Below are 18,529 nucleotides of genomic sequence, written 5' to 3'. Positions count from 1 at the left end.
GATGCTTCATGGCCCGCATTGACCTCGTCGATCTCGCGCACTCCTACGGCGGCAACGACGCGCCGCAGGAATCCTTTGCGCTGAAGCCGGTCACCATGACCTGGCGGCAGGGCGGCGCCTATGCGCTGCTCGGGCCGTCCGGCTGCGGCAAGACCACGCTGCTCAACCTGATCTCCGGCATCGTGACGCCGTCGCGCGGAAAGATCCTGTTCGACGGCCGTGACATCACGCCGCTGTCGACGCAGAAGCGCAACATCGCGCAGGTGTTCCAGTTCCCGGTGATCTACGACACCATGACGGTCGGCCAGAACCTGGCCTTCCCGCTGAAGAATCGCGGCGTCGCGAAGGCCGAGGTCGACGCGCGCGTCAGGCAGATCGCCGATCTGCTCGACCTCACGCCCTATCTCAAACGCAAGGCGACACGGCTCACCGCCGACGCCAAGCAGAAGATCTCGCTCGGCCGCGGTCTGGTGCGCTCCGACGTCGCGGCCGTCCTGTTCGACGAACCGCTAACGGTGATCGATCCCGAGCTGAAGTGGCAGCTGCGCTCCAAGCTGAAGGCGCTGCATCGCGAGCTCGACCTCACGATGATCTACGTCACCCACGACCAGACCGAGGCGCTGACCTTCGCCGACACCGTCGTCGTGATGCACGACGGCCGCGTGGTGCAGAGCGGCACGCCGGCCGAATTGTTCGACAAGCCGGCGCATACGTTCGTCGGCTACTTCATCGGCTCGCCCGGCATGAACATCGTGCCCGCCGAAGTCAGTGGTCACGAGGCGCGGGTCGACGGCCATGTCATCGGCCTGCATCGAAACTATGGTGTGCTACCTGCGGGCAAGAAGATCGAGATCGGCGTGCGGCCGGAATTCGTCGATGTCGTGGCGCCGGCGTCAGGGCTGCTGTCGGCCACCATCGAGCGGATCGACGATCTCGGCCGCATCCAGTTCGCCCGCGTGCGGGTCGGCGATACCAAATTCGCCGCGCGCGTGCCGCCGGGCTTCTCGGTCTCCGGCGACACCGCCGGGCTGATCTTCAATCCCGCGCACGTCCACGTCTATGCCGACAGCCATTTGGTGGAGGGGGTCGCCTGATGGACAAGACGATCAACCAAAAAGCCTGGTTCCTGGTGCTGCCGGTGTTCCTGGTGGTGGCGTTCTCGGCGGTGCTGCCGCTGATGACCGTCGTGAACTATTCGATGCAGGACACCTTCGGCAACAACCAGTTCTTCTGGAACGGGGTCGGCTGGTTCAAGGAGCTGCTCGATCCATCGACCGATCTCGGCGGGCGCTTCCTGGCCTCGCTCGGCCGCAACCTGTTCTTCTCTGCGGTGATCCTCGCGATCGAGGTGCCGCTCGGCATCATCGTCGCGCTGTCGATGCCGCGCGAAGGCTGGAGCGTCGCGGCCTGCCTCGTCATCCTCGCCTTGCCGCTGCTGATTCCGTGGAACGTGGTCGGCACCATCTGGCAGATCTTCGGCCGGCCCGATATCGGCCTGCTCGGCTATGTGCTGAACCACCTCGGCCTCAACTACAATTACGTGTCCAATGAGGTCGACGCCTGGGTCACGGTCATCGTGATGGACGTCTGGCACTGGACCAGCCTCGTCGCGCTGCTCTGCTACGCCGGGCTGAAGTCGATCCCCGACGCCTATTACCAGGCGGCGCAGATCGACGGTGCCTCGCGCTGGGCGGTGTTCAAGGCGATCCAGCTGCCGAAGATGAATCGCGTGCTGCTGATCGCGGTGCTGCTGCGCTTCATGGACAGTTTCATGATCTACACCGAGCCGTTCGTGGTCACCGGCGGCGGCCCCGGCAATTCGACGACCTTCGTCTCGATCGAGCTCGTCAAGATTGCGCTCGGCCAGTTCGACCTCGGCAAGGCCGCGGCGCTGTCGCTGGTCTACAATCTGATCATCCTGATCGTGTGCTGGGTATTCTACACCGTGATGGTCAATGCCGGCTCCGAGCGTCCGGCCAAGGAAGGAGCGGCGTGATGCATTCGATCCCCGGCCGCCGCCTGATCATGGCGCTGTTTTTGATCTTCCTGCTGTTGCCGATCTACTGGCTCGTCAACATGAGCTTCAAGACCAACGCCGAGATCGTCTCGACGATGACGCTGTGGCCGCACACGCCGACGCTGCAGCACTACAAGCGCATCTTCACCGACGAGAGCTGGTATTCGGGCTACATCAATTCGCTCGAATACGTCGTGCTCAACACCATCATCTCGATCGCGGTGGCGTTGCCGGCGGCCTACGCGTTCTCGCGCTACCGCTTCCTCGGCGACAAGCATCTGTTCTTCTGGCTGCTGTCGAACCGCATGGCGCCGGCGGCGGTCTACGCGCTGCCGTTCTTCAACCTCTATTCGGCGATCGGCCTGTTCGATACGCCGTGGGCGGTCGCGCTCGCGCACTGCATCTTCAACGTGCCGCTGGCGGTGTGGATCCTCGAAGGCTTCGTCTCCGGCGTGCCGCGCGAGATCGACGAGACCGCCTTCCTCGACGGCTATTCGTTCCCGCGCTTCTTCATCAAGATCCTGGTGCCGCTGATCGCGAGCGGCATCGGCGTCGCCGCCTTCTTCTGCTTCATGTTCTCCTGGGTCGAGCTGCTGCTGGCGCGCACGCTGACCTCGGTGCAGGCCAAGCCGATCGCGGCGATCATGACGCGCACGGTCTCGGCGGCCGGCATGGACTGGGGCCTGCTCGCCGCCGCCGGCGTGCTCACCATCATTCCGGGCGCGCTGGTGATCTGGTTCGTCCGCAACTACATCGCGCGCGGCTTCGCGCTCGGCCGGGTCTAGGAGGCGATCATGGAATCCATCGCATGGATGGCCTGGACGCTGCCGACCGCGATCTTCTTCGTGCTGCTGGCCTCGACGCTCGGCGTGATGACCTTGCTCGCGGCGGTTTATCCCGAGGCCGAGCGGGTCGGCGTGCTGCGTATCCCGACCACGCGCGGCGATCGTTTGTTCATTTCGCTGGTACTGGCGGCGGTGATCCACTTGGTGTGGATCGGCCTCGTCGGCACCGATCCGATCCTCACCCTGCCGATCGGCGAGGGCGTGGAAATTTCGAGCCTGTGGCTCGCAACGCTGATTTCGCTTCTTTCAGCCGTGGCGATCTTTCGCACCGTCTGACGAAAGCGAAGAAGAGCAGATCCGGGGTCTACCCGGGCCTGGGGTTTTGTTTGTCGCTGCAACCGGAGGAATCATAATGCGACATTTGAGAACGACAAAGGATAGTCTTTTGACTATGACCAGCGCCGCCGCGCTGATCGCGGCCTCGCTCGCGGTCGCCACGCCGGCCCGCGCCGCCGACGATGCCGTGATCCAGAAGTGGATCGCGGAATTCCAGCCCTCGACGCTGTCGAAGGAAGACCAGAAGAAGGAGCTTGAGTGGTTCGCCAAGGCCGCCGAACCCTTCAAGGGCATGGAGATCAACGTCGTCTCGGAAACGATCACGACGCACGAGTATGAATCACAGACGCTGGCCAAGGCGTTCTCCGAACTGACCGGCATCAAGCTCAAGCACGACATCATCCAGGAAGGTGACGTCGTCGAGAAGCTGCAGACCCAGATGCAGTCGGGCAAGAACGTCTATGACGGCTGGATCAACGACTCCGACCTGATCGGCACCCACTTCCGTTACGGTCAGACCATCATCCTGTCGGACTACATGAAGGGTGAGGGCAAGGATGTCACCGACCCGATGCTCGACGTCGACGACTTCATCGGCAAGTCGTTCACCACGGCGCCGGACGGCAAGCTGTATCAGCTGCCCGACCAGCAGTTCGCGAACCTCTACTGGTTCCGCTACGACTGGTTCACCAACCCCGAGTACAAGGCCAAGTTCAAGGCCAAGTATGGCTACGAGCTCGGCGTGCCCGTGAACTGGTCGGCCTATGAAGACATCGCCGAGTTCTTCACCAACGACATCAAGGAGATCAACGGCGTCAAGGTCTACGGCCATATGGACTATGGCAAGAAGGATCCCTCGCTCGGCTGGCGGTTCACCGACGCCTGGCTGTCGATGGCCGGCAACGGCGACAAGGGTATCCCGAACGGCCTGCCGGTCGACGAGTGGGGTATCCGCATGGAAGGCTGCCGTCCGGTCGGCTCCTCGGTCGAGCGTGGTGGCGACACCAACGGCCCGGCCGCGGTCTACTCGATCACCAAATATCTCGACTGGCTGAAGAAGTATGCCCCGCCCCAGGCCCAGGGCATGACCTTCTCGGAAGCAGGTCCTGTGCCGGCGCAAGGCAACATCGCCCAGCAGATGTTCTGGTACACCGCCTTCACCGCCGACATGGTGAAGCCGGGCATCGCCGTGATGAACGCGGACGGTACGCCGAAGTGGCGTATGGCTCCGTCGCCGCACGGCGCTTACTGGAAGGAAGGCATGAAGCTCGGCTATCAGGACGCCGGCTCCGTGACGCTCCTGAAGTCGACCCCGCCGGATCGCCGCAAGGCAGCCTGGCTCTATCTGCAATTCATCATCTCGAAGTCGGTGTCGCTGAAGAAGAGCCATGTCGGTCTCACCTTCATCCGTGAGTCCGATATCTGGGACAAGTCGTTCACCGAGCGTGCGCCGAAGCTCGGCGGCCTGATCGAGTTCTACCGCTCGCCCGCGCGCGTGCAGTGGACCCCGACCGGCAACAACGTGCCCGATTATCCGAAGCTCGCGCAGCTGTGGTGGCAGAACATCGGCGATGCGTCGTCCGGTACCAAGACGCCGCAGCAGGCGATGGACGCGCTGGCCGCGGCCCAGGATTCGGTGATGGAGCGTCTTGAGAAGTCCGGTGTGCAGGGCGCCTGCGGACCGAAGCTGAACAAGAAGGAATCCGCCGAGTTCTGGTACAAGAAGGCCGAGAAGGACGGCACCATCGCTCCGCAGCGCAAGCTCGCGAACGAGAAGCCGAAGGGCGAGACGATCGACTACGACACGCTGATCAAGTCGTGGCCGGCCAACCCGCCGAAGCGCGCCGAAGCGAAGTAAGGCGTAACAGCCCGCGCCATCCGAAGACGACGAAAGGCCGGGAGCGATCCCGGCCTTTTTGCTGATTGCCAGGTCATTCCGGGATGGTGCGCAAGCACCAGACCTCAGGTGCGCAACTGCGCACCGGGGAATCTCGAAATTCCGGGTTCGATGCTTCGCATCGCCCCGGAATGACGATGTGGAGAGAGGAGCGCTCCCTACTCCGCCGCCTCGGTCGCCTTCAGCGTCGGATAATCCGTGTAGCCCTTGGCGCCGCCGCCGTAGAAGGTCGCCTTGTCCCACTCGTTGAGCGGCGCGCCGGTCTTGAGCCGCTCGACCAGATCGGGGTTGGAGATGAACGGCTTGCCGAACGCGATCAGGTCAGCCGCCCCGGCTTCTAGCACCTTCTCCGCCAGCGCGAAGTCGTAACCGTTGTTGGCGACATAGGCCTGCTTGAAGCGCTTGCGCAGCGAGGCGTAGTCGAACGGCGCGATATCGCGCGGGCCGCCGGTTGCGCCCTCGACGACGTGGAGATAGGTCAGCTTCAGCGCACTGAGCTGGTCGACGATGTAGTCGAACAGCGCTTGCGGATTGGAGTCGGTGATGTCGTTGGCCGGCGTCACCGGCGAGATCCGGATGCCGGTGCGATCGGCGCCGGCCTCGGTGGCGACCGCCTTGGACACGTCCAGCATCAGCTGGGCGCGGTTCTCGATTCCGCCGCCATAAGCGTCGGTGCGCTTGTTGGTGCCGTCGCGGGCGAACTGGTCGAGCAGATAGCCGTTGGCGCCATGGATCTCGACGCCGTCGAAGCCGGCCGCCAGCGCATTCGCCGTGCCGCGCTTGAAGTCCTCGATGATCCCGGGAATTTCCGACAATTCGAGCGCGCGCGGCTCGGACACGTCGGCAAACGTGCCGTTCACGAAGGTCTTGGTCTTGGCCTTGATGGCGCTCGGCGCCACCGGCGCGCCGCCGTTCGGCTGCAGTGCGACATGCGAGATGCGGCCGACATGCCAGAGCTGGATGAAGATGCGGCCACCGCGCTCATGCACCCGATCGGTGACCCTGCGCCAGCCCTCGACCTGTTCCTTCGAATAGATGCCGGGCGTGTCCTGATAGCCCTGGCCCTGCTGCGAGACCTGGCTCGCCTCGGTGATCAGAAGGCCGGCGGAGGCGCGCTGGCCGTAATAGTCCACCGCGAGCGGGCTCGGCACCATGCCGGGCGGCACCGCGCGGTTGCGCGTCAGTGGCGCCATCACCAGGCGGTTCGGCAGCGTCAGCGCGCCGAGCTTGTAGGGCTCGAGAAGTTTGGTCGATTGGCTCATGTAAATGTTCCAGAGAATGACTGATGAAGGACAATTGTGCATTGCCGCGACGAGCGCAATGCCCGAGGCATTCGCGCTCCGCAGACTAGCCGCGCACAATTCCGCCCATGTGGCCGGCATCGAGGAACAAGGTGTGCGCGTTGACGTAGGAGGATTCATTCGAAATCAGGAACAGCGCAGTATAGGCGACCTCCCAGCCGGTGCCCTGGCGGCCGAAAGGCACTGTCACGGCGCGGTCCGATCGCCTGCGGCTGGCGTCGCGCCCCATCGGCGTGTCCATGAAGCCGGGCGCGATCACATTGCAGCGAATGCCCTTGTCCTCGCCGGCCCGCGCGATCGCCCGCCCCAGCGCGATCTGCGCCGCCTTGGAGGATTCATAGGCCGGGTTGCGGCCGCCGGCGCGCTGGCTCGCCATTGAGGAGATCAGGATGATCGCGCCGCCCGGCGCCATCACCTCCAGCGCCTTCTGCGCGAACAGCATGTGGCTGCGCACATTGACGGCATAGTCGCGGTCCCAGGCTTCGGCCGTCATCTTGGGCAGCGACAGGCCGGAGGAGATGCCGACATTGAGCGCCAGCCCGTCGAGCCCGCCGAGCCGCTGCGCGCAGCGTTCGACCGCGGGCGCGATCGCCGCGACGTCGGCGACATCGACCACGTCGGTGAAGGCCTTGCCGCCTTCGCCTGTGATCTGCGCGACGGTGTCGTCGGCGGCGTCCTTGTTGACGTCGAGGCAGGCGACCGACGCGCCCTCGCGCGCGAACAGCACGCTCATGGCGCGGCCGTTGCCGATCGGCGGGGCTTCATCCACGGTTGTGCGCTGTCCCGCGCCGACCACGATGACGCGCCGCCCGGCGAGGCGGCCGTGGTTCTTCGCCAGTCCGAGCGCTTCGGCATGCAGCGAAGCGGACGGATCGATGGCTTTCGGTGCGTGGGTTGTGGTCGACATGGCGTGCTCCCTGACGTCTTGTTGTTGTCAGGGAGCAGTAGCACGGGCGAGGGCGTGAAGCGAAAATCCCGTCGCGGGGAATATGGATCGCCGAAGCGCGTCAGCTGACGCCGAGGAAATCGCGCTTGCCGATCTCGACGCCGTTGTGGCGCAGGATGTCGTGCGCGGTCACGGCGTGGAAATAGAAGTTCGGGAACGAGAACGCGCTGAGGAATTGCTGACCCTTCAGGGTCATCGTGCGATCGGGGCCGATCGGGAAGGTGACGTCCCTGGCGTCGGCGCCGTCGAACTGCTCCGGCTTGAACGACTTCACATAGTCGATGGTCTTGGCGAGCCGCTGCTTCAGTTCACCGATGCTCTTCTCGGTGTCGGGCGTCGACGGCACCTCGCTATGGGTCAACCGCGCACAGCCGCGTGCGGCGTGATCGCAGACCAGCTGCACCTGCTTGGTCAGCGGCAGCATGTCGGGATAGAGCCGCGATCCCAGCAGCACCTCGGGCGCGATCTTCTTGGCCTCGCAATGCGCCTCGGCCTTGGTCAGCTCGCCGGTGAGGCTGTTGAGGATCTGCAGGTAGGCGGGGACGACGGCGTCATGAAAGGACATGTGATGCTCCCTGTTCTGATGAAATCCGGATGTTACCGAACGGCGATGCTGCAAGTGGGGCGGCAAGGGGAAGAATACAACTGCGGGGAGCTGTAACACTTGGTCAAATATTTCCCGCGGGCGGCATTCTTGATCCCGTCATCCTGAGGAGCGCGAAGCGCGTCTCGAAGGATGCACGGCCCCAGTGTGGCCGATTCATCCTTCGAGGCTCGCTCCGCTCGCACCTCAGGATGACGGATCGCCAGAGTCTGCGTAGCCCGGATGGAGCGCAGCGCAATCCGGGGAGGCGCATCGGGGCTTGTCCCGGATTGCGCTGCGCTGCATCCGGGCTACGGAAAATGGGCGTTTGCTCTACCGCATCCCCGGTGCCGCGGCATCGGCGGCAGGCTGGGTGCGGCCGCCGCGCATCCGCGCCAGGAGCTCCGCGGTCGGCCAGGAATCCGCCGGCAGGCCGTATTTCATCTGCATCGCCTTCACCGCGCTGCGGCTTGCCTGTCCGAGCACGCCGTCGATCTTGCCGACGTCGTAGCCGGCGCGCGCGAGCAGTCCCTGCAGCTCCTTGATGTCATTGAACGGCAATTGCGCGACCGGACCGTGCGGCCGCTGCATCGGCGGTGCGCCCGCGATGCGGCCGGCGAGATAGCCGGCGGTGGTCGAATAGATCAGCGAGTTGTTCCACTCGGTGTAGGCGGCGAAATTCGCATAGGCGAGGAACGCCGGACCCATCCGGCCCATCGGCAGCAGCAGCGAGGCCGGCATCTCGTCATTCGGCAATGGCTTGCCGTCGGTCAAGCTGACGCCAAGCGATACCCATTTCGATCGCGGCAGCTTGATGGTGAGGTCGGCCTGGTCCCACGGGAAATTTGCCGCCTGCGGCACGCGCACCTCCTGCAGCCACGGCTCGCCGCGCCGCCACTTCAACCCGGTGGCGATGTAGTTGGCGGTCGAGCCGATCACGTCGGGGCCGCTTTGCAGGAGATTGCGATGGCCGTCGCCGTCATAGTCGACCGCGTAATTGAAATAATGCGTCGGCAAGAATTGCGTCTGGCCGAGCTCGCCGGCCCATGAGCCGATCATCTCGTCGGGTGTCAGGTCGCCGCGCTCGATGATCTTCAGCGCGGCGATGGTCTCGCCCTGGAACATTTCGGAGCGGCGGCAATCATAGGCCAGCGACACCAGCGATTTCAGCGTCGGCAAATTGCCCATCTGCACGCCGAAATCGCTCTCCAGTCCCCAGAACGCGGCGATCACCGCCGGCGGCACGCCATGCTCCTTCTCGGCGCGCGCGAATGCCGCGGCATAGGTCCGGATGTATTGCTGGCCCTGCTGCATGCGATAGTTCGCGGCCATGCGGCCGGCGAACTGGGTGAAGATCTGCCCGAACACGCGCTGGCCGCGGTCGCGGTTGACGATGCCCTGGTCGTAGATCAGGTAGGGCGCGGCCTCCGCGATCGTGCGCTGCGAGACGCCAGCGGCGACCGCCTTCTGCTTCAGCTCGGCGAGGAAGCGATCGAAGTTCTGCCCGTTGTGGCAGGACGCAGCCCGCGGCGAGGCGACGGCGGCCGGGCGCGGCCTGACCGGCGCGGGATTTAAGGGGCTGGGCAACGGCTGCTGCGCCGAGGCGAGGGTGGAGAGCGCCAGCGCCCCCGCGATCGCTGCGATCATGATCGGGGCGCGGAGGGGAGAGGCTGGCATCGATGTCACCGGCTGGAAAAAGGGGAATTGAAGCCCAATCTGCATACACCAGGGCGACACCGGGCAACAACGGGGGTAGCGCCGTTAGACCAATTGGGCTGAGGTAGGTTGAGCCGCCACCGCTATGATCGGCCGGTGATTCGCGGGCAGGGGTGTCGGCGGATCGATCACGCCCGGAGGGACCCATTTGGAGTTTTCTCGAGCGTCTCTTGGATTCGTCGACGTTTTCGCCGCACGGCATCTGCCCGTTGTGGGAACCGGAGCTGATCTGGCTCCGCGTGATTTCAGACGCGATCATTGCCGCTTCGTATTTCTCGATCCCGTTCGCGCTGGCGATCCTCGTCTCCAAGCGGCGCGATTTCCAGTTCGGCTGGATGGCCTGGCCGTTCGCCACGTTCATCCTCGCCTGAGGCCTCACCCATGTGTTCTCGATCTACACGCTGTGGGTGCCGATCTACGGTCTCGAGGGCCTGCTCAAGGCGCTGACCGCTGTCGCCTCGATCTTCACCGCAGTGCTGCTCTGGCCGCTGATCCCGCGGATTCTCGCGATCCCGACCGAAGAGCAGTTGCGCGAGGCCCATGTCGCGCTCGCCGAGGAGGGACGCCAGCGCCAGCGCTCGGAATTCCTGCTCGAGCGCTTTCGCGAGGCCGAGGCGAATGAGAGCAAGATCCGTCAGGCGCAGAAGATGGAAGCGGTCGGCCAGCTCACCGGCGGCATTGCGCACGACTTCAACAACATCCTCACCGTCATCACCGGCACGATCGACATCCTGGCCGAGGCAGTCACTCACAACCGCCAGCTCACGGAGATCACCGCGCTGATCCGCGACGCCGTCGAGCGCGGCGCATCGCTGACGCGGCATCTGCTCGCCTTCGCGCGCAAGCAGCCGCTGCAGCCGAGCGACGTCGACGTCAACGCGTTGATGGTCGACACCATAGAGCTGCTGCGGCCGACCATCGGCGACCATGTCGACATCGATTTTCGCGCCGCACCCGATCTGCCGCGCGCACTGGTCGATGGTAACCAGCTCGTCACCGCGATCATCAACCTTGCGCTCAACGCGCGCGACGCGATGCCGAAGGGCGGCCGGCTGACGATCGAGACCCGCACGGCCGAGCTCAAGCCATCGGACGTGAGCGGCCATGACGGGCTTGCCGCCGGCGACTATGTCGCGATCGCGCTGACCGACAACGGCCGGGGCATTGCGGAAGTCGATCTGGCCAAGGTGTTCGAGCCGTTCTTCACCACCAAGGACGTCGGCAAGGGCACCGGGCTCGGCCTCAGCATGGTGTACGGCTTCGTCAAGCAATCCAACGGCCACGTCGTGCTCGACAGTGAGATCGGTCGCGGCACCAGGGTGATGCTCTATCTGCCGCGCGCGGCAGTGGTCTCAGCGGCAGCAGTGCCCGAACAGCGGCAGCCGGACGCGCGCGGCGCGCGGGAAATCGTGCTCGTCGTCGAGGACGACAGACTGGTGCGCTCCTATGTGCTGACCCAGATCGAGAGCCTCGGCTACACCACGCAGTCGGCCAATAATGGCCGCGAAGCCCTTGCCGTGCTCGACAGCGGCGCGCCGATCGATCTGTTGTTCACCGACGTCATCATGCCGGGCGCGATGAACGGGCGCGACCTCGCCACCGAGGCGCGGAAGCGCCGCCCGGGTCTCCGCGTCCTCTTCACGTCGGGCTATACCGATGACGCCATCGACCAGGACGGCAAACTCGTGCAGGGCATCCTGTTCCTGGCAAAACCCTACAGCCGCGCCGAGCTCGCCCGCATGTTGCGCGTCGCGCTGCGCGAGGAGGGGGTGGTGATCGCGCAGGAGCCGGCGGCGTAGCGTGCTTCCGAACCGGCGGCGTAGGCACGATCTCGTAGCCCGGATGAGCGAAGCGATATCCGGGGCGGTGCCCCCGCATGTCGCTTCGCTCATGTGGGCTACGGACGGCGCCGCACATGACCAATCATTAACCCGCGCCGCGTCGCTGCGACGCACTGGTTCCCCTTGCGGCTTCCGCGGCAAAATCCCTACCTCAGCGACGTCAGTTGTGGCAGCATTCCGCTCGCCGTGAGGGAACAACGATGAATTATTTCCGCACCGCGCTCCTGCTTGCCGGCCTCACCGCCCTGTTCATGGGAGTCGGCTATCTGATCGGCGGCGGCACCGGCGCCGTGATCGCGCTGATGGTCGCGGCTGCGACAAATCTGTTCACCTACTGGAATTCCGATCGCATGGTGCTGTCGATGTACGGCGCCCATCAGGTCGATGCGGGCTCGGCGCCCGAACTCTACAATCTCGTCGCCGAGCTCGCACAGCGCGCCGCTCTCCCGATGCCGCGCGTATTCCTGATGGACGAGGCGCAGCCCAATGCGTTCGCGACCGGCCGCAACCCGGAGAACGCGGCGGTCGCCGTCACCACGGGCCTGATGCAGCAACTCAGCCGCGAGGAGCTTGCCGGCGTGATCGCGCATGAGCTTGCGCATATCAAGCATCACGACACGCTCACCATGACGATCACGGCGACGATCGCCGGCGCGATCTCGATGCTGGCGCAGTTCGGTATGTTCTTCGGCGGCAACCGCAACAACAACGGCCCCGGCATTGTCGGATCGATCGCGATGATGATCCTGGCGCCGCTCGGCGCCATGCTGGTGCAGATGGCGATCAGTCGCACCCGCGAATACGCCGCCGACAATTATGGCGCACGCATCGTCGGCCAGCCGATGTGGCTTGCCTCCGCGCTCGCGAAGATCGAGAACGCCGCGCATCAGGTGCCGAACATGGAGGCCGAGCGCAATCCGGCCACCGCGCACATGTTCATCATCAACCCGCTGTCGGGCCACGGCGTCGACAACCTGTTCGCGACCCACCCCTCGACCGCGAACCGCATCGCCGCGCTGCAGCAGCTCGCCGCCGAGCTCGGCACCCAGACCGCGCCGCGCCCGGCCGGTGGAAGCTATCCGCCGCGCAGCCCGTGGGGCGGATCCGGCCAGCGCGGCCCGTGGGGGTAGGGTGAGACCAAGCCGTAGCCGCGAAGGCGGTGTACTCCCTCGCCCCGTTCTTAGGGGAGAGGGTTGGGGTGAGGGGCTGTCTCCGCAAATACGGCGATAGCTGCATTCGCGGAAGCTCCCCCTCACCCGGAACGCATCTAGCGATGCGTTCCGACCTCTCCCCGCACGCGGGGCGAGGTGAAGTGAAGGCAGCTGCTACGCGCTCGCGGCGTCCAGCCGTTCGACCTGATCCTTGCTCAGCTCAAGTTTGGTCGCCGCGACCAGCGTTGCGACCTGCTCGGGCCTGGTGGCGCTGACAATCGGCGCGGTGACGGAGGGTTTTGCCATCAGCCAGGCGAGCGCGACCGCGGCCGGCTCGGCGCGGGTTTCCGCGGCGACCTCGTCGAGACCGGCCAGGATGCGCATGCCGCGCGGGTTCATGTATTTTGGAATGCTGCGTGCCCCGCGCGGGCTCTTGGCGAAGTCGCTCTCCGAGCGATATTTGCCGGTCAAAAATCCGGCGGCGAGCGAGAAGAATGTGATCACGCCGACGTCGTTCGCCTCGCAGACGCGTTGCAGCGCGCGTTCGTAGCTTGAGCGTTCCGCGAGGCTGTATTCGGGCTGCATGCTCTCGTAGCGCGGCAGGCCGTTCGCCTTGGCAATGTCGAGCGCGCTCTGGAGTCGCTCCGCCGAGAAGTTCGAGGCGCCGATCGCCCTGACCTTGCCGGCCTTGACCAGTTTGTCATAGGCCGCGAGCGTCTCTTCCTGCGGTGTCGTCTCATCGTCCTTGTGGGACTGGTAGAGGTCGATGAAATCGGTCTGCAGCCGCCGCAGCGAGTCCTCGACGGCGCGCGCGATGTAGTCCGGCTTCAGCCCGACATTGCCGCCGCCCATGTCCATGCCGACCTTGGTGGCGAGGATGACGCGGTTGCGGTTGCCGCGCGCCTTCATCCATTTGCCGATGATCGTCTCGGATTCGCCGCCGCTGTGGCCCGGCACCCAGCGCGAATAGACATCCGCCGTATCCAGGAATGTCAGCCCCTGATCGAGCACGGTGTCGAGCAGGCGAAACGACGACGTCTCGTCCACGGTCCAGCCGAATACATTGCAGCCGAAGCACAGGGGAGGGACAGTGAGGCCGGAGCGGCCGAGCGCGCGATGCTTCATGAGTTTTCTTTCGCTTGTTCTTGATAGCGGGCGCCGGACACTGAGGCAGATCGCCCTTGTTTGCAAGGCGTTGTGCCGCAACCGCCTGGCAGGCGCTTGGCGGACGCGGATGGATCGGGACCGCTCGTCGGTCAGGTCAGGCACGCTGCCCCTCGACGCTGCATCGACTAAGGAAGAGATTCTGTCGCAGAGCAGAAACGCGATTTTATTTGCCGCGGGTCTGATGTAGATTGCGCGGCGAGCTGCCACCGGTTGCGCCGAAATCCGGAGAATGAGCGGCAGCGCGACTGGCCATCGGCAGGCCATTTCTTCTCATTTTTCAGTACGAAATGCTCTGCCCGGGCCGCGCGCCTGGGTGAAAGTTTTTTTCATTTCAACCAAACGGAGCGATTGCCATGCATTTCTGCTTCTCTGGTGAATACACCCCGCGTTCCCTGAACAACATCATGGAAAACCCGACGACCAATCGATACGAGGCCGCGAAGAAGTTGATCGAGGCCGCCGGCGGGAAACTGATTTCGATGTACAGCACGGCGACCGATGGCCCCGGCGTGATGGTGATCTTCGACGTGCCGGATCCGAGCTTCGCGCCCGCGATCAGCGGCGTGGTGGTTGCGGCCGGCGCCATGCAGAACGTGAGGCTGGTCCGGCTCTTTACCCAGGACGAGATCAAGGTGGTGCGTCAGCACGCGACCAAGCTCAAGACCGCTTACACGCCGCCCGGTGGCTAGCAGACCGAGCGATCCAAAACGGCGCAGATTGATCTGATGGCCGGTGTCACTCTCGCGCGGCGGCGCTTGCTGGCGTCCCGCGCGGAGGCGAGGGCCGTTGCGCGCCGCTGATCCGGGGCGTCAACGGATGGGCACCAGCTCAGGCGGATGTCCTGGCTACGTGCATGCCGGCCACAGCCCCGGCCGGTTGTGCCGTCGCATGACGTCCGCCGCCTCGCTCGGCCTCCGCTTCAGCAAGACGAGCGCAGTACGCGCTAAGGCGCGATGAGATCAGGGCGTGTACTCATGAATTCTTCGCGTCCGCTTTGATCTCGGAAGCTGACGTTGAGGCCGACATCGCCGTATGTCGGCCTTGGGCCAATAAGCAACATCCAAAGAAGTTCAGTTGACTACGTGCGGGCCTCAAAGTTCATGTTGAACGGCGTCTCGGTCGCGCGACCGAACTACTTAGAGCCCGCCCCTATAACGCATGCTCGCATGTCCAGCCCTTCTTAGCGGACGACTAGCAAATGCGACAGGGGATGCGAAGTATCGCCTTGGCCGACCAGCGCCGCTTGGGGATGGAAAAATCACACCCCCCGCTTCTTCAGACCGAGCCCCTCGAACTGCGTCTTCTGCTCGTCACTCAGGTTCCAACGGAAATCGTCGACCGCGTCGTTCACGCTGATGATCGCCTCTCTCATCGCTTCCAACCGCGCCTTTGCGGCCTTAAGGCGGGCCGGCGGGGTGAGCGCGTCCTTTGGCGGGCATGGGTTTAAGGCTTCCATGGTGCCCATCGTGGTATCCTGCACCACTTCGAGCGCTGCGCGTTGCGTATCGTTCAGTTTCAGGCTGGCGACGATGTCGTCGAGGGGCCATTGCTGGGCGACGAGCTGGCGGTATTGCTTTTCGGCCTGTTGCTCGTCTTGCGGTTCACGGCTCGCCTGGCAGGCGGCGTCCTGCATCTCCTTCAGCTTCGCGGCCGCAGCGTTAGCGCGGCGGTCGCGTTCGGGCGAGTTGAGCTGGGCCTTCTGTTCATCGCTTAGGAGATCGTAGAATTTTTGAAATGGCGGCATAACGGTCGCAACTGCGCTCAGCATCGCGTTGACGCGGCTCTGCATGGCCGCGAATCGCTCCAGCGCGGTGGTTGCGGTCTGTGCTGGACAGGAAGCGCGGATGGTGTTGCCGGCGGAAATCCAGGCGCTCGCGAGCTCGTCGAAGGCTGCGCGCTGCGCCTCGTTCGCCGCGACCGCCAGGCCGATCCGCTCGAGGGGAAGGCCGGTCGTCTCGGCGGTGTCGCCGCTACAGAATTCCTGCACCGAGGGCGCTTTGCGATGCCGCCTCCCGGCGGGGCGCTCGGCCGCAAACGCTGAGAGATCGCTCGCAGCGTAAGGCGAGAAGATCGCGGCGTAGAGATCGCCGTAGCCATAGGCCCAGAAGCCGGTGCCATCATTGAGAAGCGCGTAGTCATAGAGATCGCTATAGGCAAACGGCCAGAAGAGCGGACCGACCCAGCCGTATGAACCGTCGGAGTGCTGCCACCAGCCTTGCGCAGCTCGGCCGCCCTGCCAGCCGGCCAGCGCGGCGACGGCAGTGAGCTGCGCGCGCTCACTCGGGCCGATCGACTCGGCGGCGGGGCGAAGATCTTGCGGTCTTAGAGCAGCCATGCGGACGCGGCTGTGGCGCGCCGCTATGCGTGCGTGGCGGAGACCTGCGACCGACAGCACGCCGGCCATCGCGAAGCGCGCGACACCCACGGGGCCGCCAACGCGCAGGCGGAAACCCGCCTCGGCCGCGCTCGGCAGCGCTCCCAGAACGCCAATTACAACGCCGGCCGCAGCCATTCCAAGGCGGGACTTTGACATGATCTCTCCCTCGGTCTCTCCCTTGGCGGTCCAGGCCACATCGCGTCACAAATATGACTCGCAGCGGAACCGAAAGTTCCTCCCGCCGTTTTCATTGGGTGAACCTGCGGTCAGGTGACGACGTCAACGGATTAGTCGCGTCGAGTACACGCGCTGGGTCGAATCGTCATCGCGCTTTAGTTTGGTGTGTGATTCGCGCAAACGCGTTGTCGCGAGGGAAAGCCGCTTCGCACTTTTCCGGATCATGCTTTAGCGCACGTCGTCCTCGGTCGAATCCTCCTCCGTTTTCGGCGGCCAGGCGCCGCGCCGGACCAGCGCCTCGTGCAGGAGATGTGCACGCTGTTCGTCGCACCCGATGGCTGCAAGGTGGTCGAGGGCGCGATCGGCAAGGACGGCTGGTGCAAGGCTTTTGCCGCGGTGGATTGATCGGTGGATTGATCCTTGGCTCACAACTCCCGCGCATTCGAGAACGCGAACGAGGACACGCGCCGCGTGGTCTCGTCCAGGATCAGGGTGCGCGTGATCGGCGGCTCGGCGCGCTGGCTGCAATTCTCGCGCTCGCAAAGCCGGCAGTTGACGCCAATCGGGGTGCCCTCGACCTTTTCCAGATCCATGCCGGTGGCATAGACGAGTTTTGCCGCATGACGGATCTCGCAGCCGAGCCCGATCGCAAAGCGCGGCTGTGGCCGCGGGTAGGGCGCCACCGGCCGGCGCACCATCTGCGCGATGGAGAAGTAGCGCGTGCCGTCCGGCAATTCGATCACCTGGCTGAGCAGGCGATCCGGCATGTCGAAGGTCGAATGCACGTTCCAGAGCGGGCAGGTGCCGCCGAACTTGGAGAACGGGAAGGTGCCGGAGGAGAACCGCTTCGACACGTTGCCGGCATTGTCGACGCGGAGCAGGAAGAATGGCACGCCGCGCGCGTTCGGCCGCTGCAGCGTGGTGAGGCGGTGGCAGACCTGCTCGAAGCCGGCGTTGAAGCGCTGCGCCAGCACGTGGACGTCGTAGCTCAAGGCTTCGGCTGCGGAATGAAACGCCTGATAGGGCATCATCGCGGCGGCTGCGAAGTAATTGGCGAGCGTGATGCGGTAGAGCCGGCGCGCGGTATCGTCGAGCGGACCGGCGCGGCTGACGATGGCGTCGATCGCGGCGCCGCACTCGACAAAGCCGATCTGCAGCGCAAGCTGGAAGCTGCGGCCGGAGCTGTCGACGAGTTCGGAGATCAAGAGCTGCCGGCGATGCCGATCGAAACGGCGCAGCGTCTCGCGCATCACGTCGACCGGCATCACGCGGGTCAGAATCGAATGTTTTTCGCGCAAGCGCGTGGTCAGCGCCGTGAACAGGCCTTCGGTCGGCACGTTGAGCTCGTCGCGTAAGTTCTCCGCGGCGGTCTCGAGCTCCGGAAAATAGTTGCGGTTGGCCTCGATCAGGTCACGCACCCGCTCGATCGGATTGGCGTCGAATTGCGAGCCTTCGCGGTCGGCCATCTGCGCCGCCACCAGCGTTTCGCCGCGGCGCGCCTCGGTGTAGGCGGCGTAGAGCCGCTGCAGCGCATGCGTCACGCCGGGGCAGAGTTCGGCGAGGTCCCGCAGCTCCTGCTTCGGCAGGTCGATCTGGCGGAACAGGGGATCGGAGAAGATCTCGTTGAGTTCCGCGAAGAAGCGGTCCTCGTCGGCGGTGGCGAGGTCGCGCAAGTCGAGGTCGTAGGTCTCGGCCAGCCGCAGCAGGATCTGCGCCGTCACCGGGCGCTGGTTGCGCTCGATCAGGTTGATGTAGGAGGGCGAGATGCCTAGCCCCTCGGCGATCTGGGTCTGCGACAGCCCCAATTGCTGGCGGATCCGCCGGAAGCGCGGACCCACGAATAGCTTCTTTCCGGATTCACCGGGCACGGGTTGGTCTCGCTTGCCGCAGCAAATTCTGACCGCCTCGCCCCGCGCGCGGGGAGAGGCCGGATCGCATCGCCAGATGCGATCCGGGTGAGGGGGACTCTCCGCGAGTCTCGCTGCGGAGACAGCCCCTCACCCCAACCCTCTCCCCGTAAGAACGGGGAGAGGGAGAAGAAAAACCGGCGGGCATGGCAGGCTTCCTGACCTATTTTGTGACAGAATTTACAAATCGACATTTATTACAAGTTCAGATGTTACATGACATCACCAATAAAAAACAAGGCATCTGTACGAACTTCTTGTTTTCGCGTTTATCTCCTGACACGCGGTTCGCAATGCTCTGTCAAGAATGTCGATGCGAGCAGGTTGC

15 protein-coding genes and 1 pseudogene are annotated in these 18,529 nt (G+C 64.6%); 9 read left to right on the top strand and 7 right to left on the bottom strand.

Annotation, left to right across the window (positions count from 1 at the left end; all coding sequences use genetic code 11):
• The first annotated feature begins 8 nt into the window (after positions 1 to 8).
• The 5 genes from ACVIHF_RS27520 (at position 9) to ACVIHF_RS27500 (ending at position 4,996) form a co-directional block, all read left to right on the top strand.
• Entirely contained in the window at positions 9 to 1,094 is a 1,086-nt protein-coding gene (locus ACVIHF_RS27520) for an ABC transporter ATP-binding protein (RefSeq protein ID WP_456792871.1), read from the top strand.
• On the top strand, positions 1,094 to 1,996 hold the full coding sequence (locus ACVIHF_RS27515) for a carbohydrate ABC transporter permease (RefSeq protein ID WP_028338609.1): 903 nt from the start codon (positions 1,094 to 1,096) through the stop codon (positions 1,994 to 1,996). Before ACVIHF_RS27520 ends, ACVIHF_RS27515 begins: the two co-directional genes overlap by 1 nt.
• Positions 1,996 to 2,802, top strand: a complete 807-nt coding sequence (locus ACVIHF_RS27510; protein ID WP_028333212.1) for a carbohydrate ABC transporter permease — start codon at positions 1,996 to 1,998, stop codon at positions 2,800 to 2,802. Before ACVIHF_RS27515 ends, ACVIHF_RS27510 begins: the two co-directional genes overlap by 1 nt.
• A 9-nt stretch (positions 2,803 to 2,811) precedes the next feature.
• Positions 2,812 to 3,138 carry a DUF2160 domain-containing protein gene (locus ACVIHF_RS27505; RefSeq protein WP_304496918.1) on the top strand — a complete coding sequence of 109 codons (327 nt, stop codon included), beginning with the start codon at positions 2,812 to 2,814 and terminating at the stop codon, positions 3,136 to 3,138.
• Positions 3,139 to 3,253: 115 nt separating this feature from the next.
• Complete coding sequence (locus ACVIHF_RS27500) at positions 3,254 to 4,996, top strand: ABC transporter substrate-binding protein (RefSeq protein ID WP_453965503.1); 1,743 nt, start codon at positions 3,254 to 3,256, stop codon at positions 4,994 to 4,996.
• 197 nt (positions 4,997 to 5,193) lie between these two features.
• On the opposite strand, the gene ACVIHF_RS27495 is transcribed toward ACVIHF_RS27500, so the two are convergent.
• The 4 genes from ACVIHF_RS27495 to ACVIHF_RS27480 all read right to left on the bottom strand — a co-directional run bounded on the left by ACVIHF_RS27495 (position 5,194) and on the right by ACVIHF_RS27480 (position 9,512).
• A complete protein-coding gene (locus ACVIHF_RS27495; protein WP_057016961.1) occupies positions 5,194 to 6,297 on the bottom strand; it encodes an alkene reductase in 1,104 nt (367 codons plus the stop codon).
• 85 nt (positions 6,298 to 6,382) lie between these two features.
• The gene (locus ACVIHF_RS27490; RefSeq protein ID WP_229189532.1) at positions 6,383 to 7,243 is read right to left on the bottom strand and encodes an SDR family NAD(P)-dependent oxidoreductase; all 861 of its coding nucleotides are present in this window, start codon (positions 7,241 to 7,243) and stop codon (positions 6,383 to 6,385) included.
• Between the two features lie 100 nt (positions 7,244 to 7,343).
• The gene (locus ACVIHF_RS27485; RefSeq protein WP_253607114.1) at positions 7,344 to 7,847 is read right to left on the bottom strand and encodes a DUF1993 domain-containing protein; all 504 of its coding nucleotides are present in this window, start codon (positions 7,845 to 7,847) and stop codon (positions 7,344 to 7,346) included.
• A 351-nt stretch (positions 7,848 to 8,198) separates the two neighbouring features.
• Positions 8,199 to 9,512: a lytic murein transglycosylase gene (locus tag ACVIHF_RS27480; RefSeq protein WP_456794130.1), complete on the bottom strand. Its 1,314-nt coding sequence runs from the start codon at positions 9,510 to 9,512 to the stop codon at positions 8,199 to 8,201.
• A 182-nt stretch (positions 9,513 to 9,694) separates the two neighbouring features.
• Here ACVIHF_RS27480 and ACVIHF_RS27475 point away from each other — a divergent pair.
• The 3 genes and pseudogenes from ACVIHF_RS27475 to htpX all read left to right on the top strand — a co-directional run.
• Positions 9,695 to 10,081 (top strand): annotated as a pseudogene (locus ACVIHF_RS27475) (hybrid sensor histidine kinase/response regulator); the annotation flags it as partial.
• Between the two features lie 147 nt (positions 10,082 to 10,228).
• Entirely contained in the window at positions 10,229 to 11,380 is a 1,152-nt protein-coding gene (locus ACVIHF_RS27470) for an ATP-binding protein (RefSeq protein ID WP_456794129.1), read from the top strand.
• A 242-nt stretch (positions 11,381 to 11,622) separates the two neighbouring features.
• Positions 11,623 to 12,552: a zinc metalloprotease HtpX gene (htpX, locus tag ACVIHF_RS27465; RefSeq protein ID WP_141340519.1), complete on the top strand. Its 930-nt coding sequence runs from the start codon at positions 11,623 to 11,625 to the stop codon at positions 12,550 to 12,552.
• Positions 12,553 to 12,747: 195 nt separating this feature from the next.
• Here htpX and ACVIHF_RS27460 read toward each other — a convergent pair whose 3' ends face one another.
• Complete coding sequence (locus tag ACVIHF_RS27460) at positions 12,748 to 13,698, bottom strand: aldo/keto reductase (protein WP_253607117.1); 951 nt, start codon at positions 13,696 to 13,698, stop codon at positions 12,748 to 12,750.
• Positions 13,699 to 14,093: 395 nt separating this feature from the next.
• Between ACVIHF_RS27460 and ACVIHF_RS27455 the strand changes: the two genes are divergently transcribed.
• Entirely contained in the window at positions 14,094 to 14,429 is a 336-nt protein-coding gene (locus ACVIHF_RS27455; RefSeq protein ID WP_028333204.1) for a GYD domain-containing protein, read from the top strand.
• A gap of 569 nt (positions 14,430 to 14,998) precedes the next feature.
• Here the strand turns inward: ACVIHF_RS27455 and ACVIHF_RS27450 are convergent.
• Both ACVIHF_RS27450 and ACVIHF_RS27445 read right to left on the bottom strand, forming a co-directional pair.
• Positions 14,999 to 16,252 (bottom strand): Spy/CpxP family protein refolding chaperone, encoded by a 1,254-nt coding sequence (locus tag ACVIHF_RS27450; RefSeq protein ID WP_253607118.1) that lies wholly within the window; start codon positions 16,250 to 16,252, stop codon positions 14,999 to 15,001.
• A gap of 467 nt (positions 16,253 to 16,719) precedes the next feature.
• Positions 16,720 to 18,162: a helix-turn-helix domain-containing protein gene (locus ACVIHF_RS27445; RefSeq protein WP_253607119.1), complete on the bottom strand. Its 1,443-nt coding sequence runs from the start codon at positions 18,160 to 18,162 to the stop codon at positions 16,720 to 16,722.
• Positions 18,163 to 18,529: the final 367 nt, after the last annotated feature.

The organism is Bradyrhizobium sp. USDA 4506 (assembly GCF_054058795.1).
This window is presented reverse-complemented; position numbering and strand designations above follow the sequence as displayed.